This is a genomic window from Bacillus cereus group sp. BfR-BA-01356 (genome assembly GCF_022663635.1).
GTDB lineage: Bacteria > Bacillota > Bacilli > Bacillales > Bacillaceae_G > Bacillus_A > Bacillus_A cereus.
Map to the genome: position 1 here is coordinate 1 of NZ_JAKUFX010000192.1, position 8,201 is coordinate 8,201.

The window sequence follows — 8,201 nt, forward strand, 5'->3', positions numbered from 1 at the left end:
TACAGAAAGATTCCAAGAAAAACTTCACGGCCTTTCCCCGATAGAATATCGGGAAAAGGCCGTGGCATAATACTCTTTTTATTACTGTCTACTTGACAGGGAGATGACCAGCTTACGATAAGCTGAATCCTTTTTTATTACTTATGTAATTGTGAGGCAATAACTTCCTGTGTATGCTTCGTTAATTCTTTAATATCCATATTCGCATAATCTTCAGGTGTAATCGGCTTAGAAATTGTTACTGTTGCATGAGCTGGCTTCATACGATTTCCATTCGCTTCAAACATCTTATATGTACCATCTAATGTTACAGGTAAAATTGCTACACCTGACTTTACTGCCAGATGAAAACTACCAGCCTTAAACTCTCCAACTTCGCCACCCTTACTTCTCGTTCCTTCAGGGAAAATTACGATAGAATGTCCATTCTTTAATAGTTCAATTCCATCTTTAATCGCTTGAAGAGATTGACGACGATCGCTACGATCCATAAATACACAATTCATCAGTTCCATCCAAGTTGGTACAACTGGGAACTTTTTAATCTCTGCTTTTGAAACGAATCCAATTGGTTTATTTAAGTAACCTAGTAAAACAGGGATATCCATATTACTTTGGTGATTACTTACAACTAGTACTGGCTTGTCTTTCGGAACATTTTCAAGTCCTTTCACTTCTACTGCCCCTCCAGCTACACGTACCATTTTCTTACCAAACCAATTTGTCGTTTTATACACAGCATTGTCTTTTTCTTTTGGCGCCATCGTATTTACTTGTCTTTTAAGACGCCACATTCTCGGTGTAATCGCAATTACGATTAAAATTAAATAAAAGATTTTAAAAAACGTTTGAATCATACAGAACCCCCACCTATTATCATTCCGACCTTCATTATACTAGACAAACGAAGGAAAAAGAAGAAAAAAAGTCCAAACAGCAAGTGTTCGGACTTTTTAAGCATTCTATATTAGAAACGTTTTGCTAATTCACGAGCATTAGCAATTGCTGCTTCTTTAATTTCTTGTGCTTTTTCAGGGTTTGCATTCATACCTTCAACTGCAATATATTCAGTATCATTTACACCGACAAATCCTAATACAGTCTTTAAGTGATTGCGACCGAAGTCTACAGCTGCGTATGCTCCTTCAGAATATACGCCACCTGTTGCTTGAATGTGAAGCGCTTTTTTACCTTCTAATAAGCCGACTGGACCATTTTCAGTATATTTGAATGTTTTACCTGCGATTGCTACGTTATCTAAGTATGCTTTTACTACTGGTGGATAGCTAAAGTTCCACATTGGAGTTACGAATACATAACGATCTGCATTCATAAATGTTTCTAAGTTTGTGTTCATTGCTGCTACTTTTTGTTGTTGAACTTCAGTTAAAGCTTCAAAGCCTTCACCTGCTGCAAATTTACCCCAAGCAGCAAATACATCTGCATCAATTGCTGGTACTGTAGTGTTGAATAAATCAATTGTTACAACTTCGTCTTGTGGATGTTCGTTTTTATAAGCTTCGATGAAAGCTTCCCCTACTGCCATTCCGAAAGAACCTTCTGCTGAATTTGGATTTGCTGTGATAAATAGTACTTTTGTCATTGTATTCTCTCCCTTTTTTCTCTTTATCTTTAATTCGAGATTTATTTTTCAAAAGTTAATAACTTACCTTATGTAAGTATAATACAAAAAGTTTTAATCAATGTCAATAAAAAATAGCTACTTTTTTTTCGTAAGTTAATGATTTACTTTGTTTCCTTAAAATTTAGTATACGGATATTACAAACTCTTTCATATAAATAGGCTACCTCTACAACTTATAGAGATAGCCTACTATTACATATTATTTTTGAAATACATGTTTTACTTTTTCAGCTGGAATATTACTTCCGCCTCTACCTTTTACATCTTCAATCATCATTGTAATGACCATATCTGGGGAATTTAAATCAAATGCAGCGAACCAACCTAGTTCTTTTCCTTCGGCCTCTTTTGATACTTTTAATTCCGCTGTACCTGTTTTTCCAGCAAGAGTCATGCCATCAATTTTAGCAATTTTCCCTGTACCATCTGGATCATTAATTACTTTCGTCATTGCAGTTTTTAATATATCCTGATTTCCTTTAGAAATTACATTTTCTTTCCAAGCTTTTGGTTGTTTATCTGTTTTAATAATATACGGTGACGGAATCGTTCCATCATTTACAATTGGCGCATACGTTAAAGCTAAATGAAGAGGAGTCATTAATACTTGTCCTTGTCCATATCCCGTATCTGCCATTTGAATATCATTTTTAATGCCGTCATTTGCAATTTTAGAAGCAGGGAATCCATATTCAATTGGTAGTTTCTCATCGAATCCGAATTTTTTTGCTTCACTCATAAACTTGTCTTTTCCGATTTTCAAAGCTTCTTGTGCGAAGTAAATATTATCCGAGTATTTCATCGCCTTATCAAGATCAATCGGATTTGCATCTTTCACACGCGTTACATAGTAATTACCCCAAGAAGAATCTTTTGTCCATTTTAATCCTTCAATTTTCAACTCTTCTTTTGGATCAATCGTTTTCGTTTCAAGACCAATTGCAGCTGTAATAGGTTTAAATACAGAACCTGGTACCGACAATTGTGTAAAGCGATTTGTCATTGGTTTTTTCGGATCATTATTCCAAGCTTCGCGTTGTGCCTTCGATGTCCCTCGTGCAATTATATTAGGATCATATGCTGGACTACTTACTAGTGCAATTGTTTCTCCACTTTTCGGATTAATTGCTGCACTTGAACCAGCTTCACCCTTCATTTCATTATACGTTTTTTCTTGAACAGCACTATCAATAGTTAAAGTTACATTTTCTCCATCAACAGCATCTGTTTTTGCCAAGTTTTTAATTTCTTTTCCTTGCGCATCTTCTACAAAGACACGGCCGCCTTTTTTACCGCGTAACTTTTCCTCTAATACTTGCTCTAAACCAGCTTTCCCAACTGGGTCATCAGCTTGATAGCCTTTCTTTTGTAGCGTTTTTAAATCTTCAGCATTTACCTTTCCAATATAACCAGTCAGATGAGCTGCCGCTTCCCCTAACGGATATGTACGAACATTTACAGGTTTTGTTGAAACACCTGGTAAATCAATGTACGTATTTTGTGTTGCCCCTTCAGGCAAAATTCCAATTGGTACGAGATACCCTGGTTTTACCCATTTAGCAGCTAATTTTTGATCAATTTCTTCTACAGACATATTTAATAACTTCGCTACTGTTTCTTTCGTTTGCGGAGCAGTATCGCCTAACTTTTCAGGAATCAATCCGATTTCAGAAGCTTTCCCATTCGTTGCAAGACCTTTTCCATTACGATCGTATATTTCACCACGTTTTGGCTGTGTTGTCTGCATACGCACTTTACTATCTTTCGTCATGCCTGGGAAAATAAAATCAGGAGTCCAATCTATTTTCCAAGATTCTTTATCTCCATCTTTTTCTTTCACCATTTTTGCTTCATGACCAAATGTAATTTTACCACCAACTGTATCCATGCTTACTTTAAAAGGAACAGGGCCTTCATCTTTTTTATCTTCTTTTACTTCCCCTGTTTCTACCTTTAAGTCTTTCACTTCGATACCAGAATAAATTTTTTCATATTTCTCAGTAAACTCTTTCTTTGAAATATCTTTTTTTGCATTTTTTGATAGTTGATCATACATATCTGCAAATTTTTGTTTATTCCACGCTTTTACATATGTATCAAACGCTTCTTGTGGTTTTTCTTCTTTACCACATCCAACTAACATGAATGTTAAGCAAAGAAAAAGAATCCCCCATATCTTTCTCAATCGATTCTCCTCCTCTTTCTATATTAGTACTTTTGAAAATTTTAGCATTTTTACATGCTACCTATCATTATAGCACTATCGAATCTCATCTATAAACTTATATTGGTGAATATAAATAAAAAGATTGATGCGAATTCTCACATCAATCTTTTTTATTATTGTTGTTTCTCATATACATGGTAATAATACGTATATGGGTTTTTTTCATCCGTTAAACCTTTTTCTACAAAAATCTCTTTCCAATTTGTCATATCTATTTCTGGGAAGAATGTATCTCCTTCAAATGCATGATGGATTTTTGTTATATATAACTTGTCTACATAAGGTAAAAAGAGATCGTAAATTTGCGCTCCACCAAAAATAAAAATCTCTTCTTCATTTTTACATAGTTCAAACACTTCTTCTACAGAATGAACAACTTCACAGCCTTCAACATGATACCCTTCATTACGAGTTACAATAATATTACGTCTTCCAGGCAGTGGTCTACCAATCGCTTCATAGTTCTTTCTTCCCATAATAAGCGGGTGACCCATCGTTGTTTTCTTCACGTATTGTAATTCACTCGGTAAACGCCAAGGTAAATTATTATCTTTACCAATTACTCTATTTTCGTCCATAGCGACCATAAATGAAACAATCATTTTTTCATCTCCTCTACAATTATACTGCAACCGGTGCTTTAATTGCTGGATGCGGATCGTATCCTTCAATCGTTAAATCTTCCATTTCAAAATCGAAAACAGATTTCACATCTGGATTTAATGTAAGTTTCGGGAATGGACGTGGTTCACGTGCCAATTGCTTTTCTACTTGTTCAAAATGATTTGTATAAATGTGTGCATCACCAATTGTATGAACAAATTCTCCCACTTCAAGTCCGCATTCATGTGCAATTAAATGTGTTAGTAGTGAGTAACTTGCAATGTTAAATGGAATTCCAAGGAATATGTCACCACTTCTTTGATATAACTGACAAGAAAGCTTTCCATCTGCTACATAAAACTGGAATAGCGTATGACAAGGCGGTAAGGCCATACTTGGTACATCTTCTGGATTCCAAGCAGAAACGATTAAACGACGTGAGTCTGGTGTTTTTTTAATCATTTCAATTACATCTTTTAATTGATCAAGTGTCTCACCAGCTGTCGTTTTCCAAGCACGCCACTGTTTACCGTAAACGTCTCCTAAATAACCATATTTATTTGAGAACTCATCATCTTCTAAAACGTTCTTTTTAAACAATTCCATTTGCTCGTCGTACTGTACTTTAAATTCTTCATCTTGTTGTGAGCGAAGACCAAAATCAGTCATGTCAGGACCAGTATACTCATCACTTTCTACCCAGCTCTTAAAAGCCCATTCATTCCAAATGTTATTATTATGCTGCAATAAATAGCGAATATTTGTATCACCTTTCATAAACCAAAGCAGTTCACTTGCTACAAGGCGAAACGGTACTCTCTTTGTTGTTAATAAAGGAAAACCTTTACTTAGATCAAAACGCATTTGATATCCAAATACAGATACAGTGCCTGTCCCTGTACGGTCTTCTTTCTTCGTACCATGTTCCATTACATGGCGGCATAAATTTAAGTATTCATTTTCAGCATGTTTCATATGTAGGAAAACCTTCTTTCAATCGTATATGCAATTTATCATAACATGAAAAATGATAAATTTAATAATCCTAATTAATAAAATTTCTTGCGCTAATTCTTACAAAATTATTAACTTTCCGAATATAAAAAGGTTTTCATTTTCTATTACCGAAAGTATAGTGCGGTAGAACAAAATTTATATTTGGAGGTTAGAAGTATGTCTAAAATTGAAACGCCTGTTATGACTTCTTTACAAACAACGGTTGAAAAAATGATGAAGGATTTAAATGTTCCTGGTGCTGCTGTCGCTGTTATAAAAGACGGTGAAGTTATTATTTCAGAAGGTTTTGGCTATCGTAATATAGAAACAAAAGAGGCTGTTACACCGAATACTCGATTCGCAATCGGTTCCTCAACGAAAGCATTTGGCACACTTTCATTAAGCTTGTTAGCACAGCAAAAAAAGTTTAATTGGGATACCCCTATCCAGTCTTATATACCTAACTTTACTTTATCTGAACTACTTGCTAGCTCACAAGTTACAGGACGGGATTTAGCTTCTCATCGAACTGGAGTGAGTCGTCATGAGGCTCTTTGGTACAGTTCTTCCTTATCTCGAAAAGATCTCGTTGAAAAAATAAAACATTTACCACTTGATGCACCGTTCCGGACTGCATTTCTATATAACAACTTAATGTATGCAACAATTAGCTACATTGTTGAAAACATTACAAATCAAACGTGGGAGCAGTACACTACAGAACATATTTTAGAACCTTTAAATATGAGACATACAAACTTCTCTGTTAACGATTCACAAACTACAGATGATTATGCTTTACCTTACATTGAAAATGACGGTGAAATAAAAGCAGTTCCATTCCGTAACATCGATACAGTTGGCGCTGCTGGGTGTATTAATTCCACAATTGAAGATATGGCACATTGGGTACTTCTCCACTTAAATGAAGGAAAATTTGGAGATCATGAATTAATCTCCTCTGAATTATTACAACAAATGTATACACCACACAATTCAATTCCAGACCAACCGGTTTTATCACTCCCTGAATCTCCATTAAATAGTTACGGTCTTGGTTGGTTTATTAGCGCTTATCGTGGTAAAAAAGTGATTCATCATGGCGGTAATATCGATGGATTTTCAGCGCTTGTTTCATTCATACCAACAGAAAACATAGGCCTTGTCATTTTAACGAATGCTGGAGGAACATTACTTCCTACTTATCTCGCTAATCAAATTTATGACGAACTACTTGAATTAGAATCCATTGATTGGCATAAACGTGCTGTAGAAGATACTAAAAAAATGAAGGAAATGATGAAAGAAGCAACTGAATCCCTCCCTGAACAAATTAAAGGGACTACACCTTCGCACAAGTTAGAGGATTATACTGGTACTTTTGAACATCCTGCATACGGAACATTACAAGTATACAAACGAGATGATTCGTTATATGCACAATTTATGGAAATGGATATTCAATTAGGGCATCATCATTACGACATCTTCTCTGCAAAAGTTTACTTATTCCAAATGAAAATGAGCTTATTATTCGCTTATGAAATGAATGTAAGTGGTGAATTCCCATCCCTTCAGTTACATGTACCAGCTACATTAAGTACTCAGCCGCTTACATTTAAGAAAATTAAATAAGTATTTTGATGGTAAAAAATAAAGGTAGGTGCGAATCACACCTACCTTTTCTATTTCATATCAATCTTATCTGGTTGAAACCAAATTGGCTTCGATAACTCAAAGTTATTATGATCCTCTAAAACTATAGTAAGACGCTCTAACATATCCTCTAACATATGCGGTGCTGCTCGTAATGTCCAGACAACTGAGGAGAAAACTGTCATGCCAACGTACACTGTGTATAATTTCCAGAACTCCTCTGGTATTCTCCTATTAAAGTATCCTTCTATTTGTCCGATTGAATACGGAATACTAATGTCCCTTGCAAACAGTGCAATTTTCACAAAATCATGAAGTGGGTCGCCCCAGTCGTAGCCATTAAAATCAACAACACTTACATATTTTCCATCCCGTACAATTATATTTTCTAAATGAAAATCATCGTGTTGAAATCGATTTGGGCGGTTCTTTAAAGATATTTCATTTTCTTCAATAAACTTTATGATTTTATCATCATTTTTTATGTTTATTCCACATGTTTTATATGCCTCTAAATATTTACTATGTTTTTTCATTGCTCTTTCATACCATGGAAGTATATTATTAGGAGCTTCATATGTATGCATTTTTGCTAAATCTTTTCCTGCCTCTATACCAATATCATATTGTTCTTTTGGTGAATACGTAGGCAATAGCTTCTTCGCATCCTCCCCTTCTAAATATGAAAAAATGCCATAGCATAAACCTTCTTCTGCCAACAAACCCATTTCAATTGGTTTTTGTGCTTGCACACTACGATTTTGCATTTCATTTAAAATTTGAAACTCTATTTTCTTTCTTTCATACTCTTTTATATCGCCTGTCCGCAATAAATATTTTTCATTATTCGTACTCGTAATTATATATTTCTTATCAGGCGAAAAACCTTTAGAAATTTCTTTAATATCCACTGCATCTTTTACTATTTGTATATTATTTTGCCATGCTGTAATTATCTTCATATCTATTCCCCTCGTATATTAATATTTAAGCCCTATCTCAGGCTTAGTTTTACTCTCTAATAAGAGTCCAGTAATAAAGAAAATACTTGGACGTCTCAAGATATTTCTAGAT

General features: G+C 34.8%; 8 protein-coding genes. 2 read left to right on the forward strand and 6 right to left on the reverse strand.

The genetic code is table 11. The features are described from left to right. Window positions 1-70: IS3 family transposase (locus tag MR168_RS33815; protein WP_325782447.1), on the forward strand; the 70-nt coding region annotated here is incomplete at its 5' end. A gap of 67 nt (window positions 71-137) precedes the next feature. Here MR168_RS33815 and MR168_RS31305 read toward each other — a convergent pair. From MR168_RS31305 to MR168_RS31325, 5 genes are all read right to left on the reverse strand, one after another. Further along, window positions 138-857, reverse strand: coding sequence for a lysophospholipid acyltransferase family protein (locus MR168_RS31305; RefSeq protein WP_000616577.1), 720 nt, complete (start codon window positions 855-857; stop codon window positions 138-140). 110 nt (window positions 858-967) lie between these two features. Continuing rightward, window positions 968-1,603 (reverse strand): FMN-dependent NADH-azoreductase, encoded by a 636-nt coding sequence (locus MR168_RS31310; protein ID WP_000170025.1) that lies wholly within the window; start codon window positions 1,601-1,603, stop codon window positions 968-970. Window positions 1,604-1,844: 241 nt separating this feature from the next. After that, entirely contained in the window at window positions 1,845-3,830 is a 1,986-nt protein-coding gene (gene pbpC / locus MR168_RS31315; RefSeq protein WP_001227243.1) for a penicillin-binding protein 3, read from the reverse strand. A gap of 155 nt (window positions 3,831-3,985) precedes the next feature. Next, window positions 3,986-4,474, reverse strand: a complete 489-nt coding sequence (locus MR168_RS31320) for a dihydrofolate reductase (protein WP_000637205.1) — start codon at window positions 4,472-4,474, stop codon at window positions 3,986-3,988. A gap of 19 nt (window positions 4,475-4,493) precedes the next feature. Continuing rightward, complete coding sequence (locus tag MR168_RS31325) at window positions 4,494-5,450, reverse strand: thymidylate synthase (protein WP_000679609.1); 957 nt, start codon at window positions 5,448-5,450, stop codon at window positions 4,494-4,496. Between the two features lie 198 nt (window positions 5,451-5,648). Between MR168_RS31325 and MR168_RS31330 the strand changes: the two genes are divergently transcribed. Beyond that, window positions 5,649-7,106 carry a serine hydrolase gene (locus MR168_RS31330; protein ID WP_086411918.1) on the forward strand — a complete coding sequence of 486 codons (1,458 nt, stop codon included), beginning with the start codon at window positions 5,649-5,651 and terminating at the stop codon, window positions 7,104-7,106. Window positions 7,107-7,156: 50 nt separating this feature from the next. On the opposite strand, the gene MR168_RS31335 is transcribed toward MR168_RS31330, so the two are convergent. After that, complete coding sequence (locus tag MR168_RS31335; RefSeq protein ID WP_086411917.1) at window positions 7,157-8,089, reverse strand: aminoglycoside phosphotransferase family protein; 933 nt, start codon at window positions 8,087-8,089, stop codon at window positions 7,157-7,159. Window positions 8,090-8,201: the final 112 nt, after the last annotated feature.

Excerpts from the sequence above, each read along its gene's own strand:
- MR168_RS31335 (WP_086411917.1), bottom strand. The coding sequence starts at position 8,089 with ATGAAGATAATTACAGCATGGCAAAATAATATACAAATAGTAAAAGAT.
- MR168_RS31325 (WP_000679609.1), bottom strand. The coding sequence starts at position 5,450 with ATGAAACATGCTGAAAATGAATACTTAAATTTATGCCGCCATGTAATG.
- MR168_RS31310 (WP_000170025.1), bottom strand. The coding sequence starts at position 1,603 with ATGACAAAAGTACTATTTATCACAGCAAATCCAAATTCAGCAGAAGGT.
- MR168_RS31320 (WP_000637205.1), bottom strand. The coding sequence starts at position 4,474 with ATGATTGTTTCATTTATGGTCGCTATGGACGAAAATAGAGTAATTGGT.
- MR168_RS31330 (WP_086411918.1), top strand. The coding sequence starts at position 5,649 with ATGTCTAAAATTGAAACGCCTGTTATGACTTCTTTACAAACAACGGTT.
- MR168_RS31305 (WP_000616577.1), bottom strand. The coding sequence starts at position 857 with ATGATTCAAACGTTTTTTAAAATCTTTTATTTAATTTTAATCGTAATT.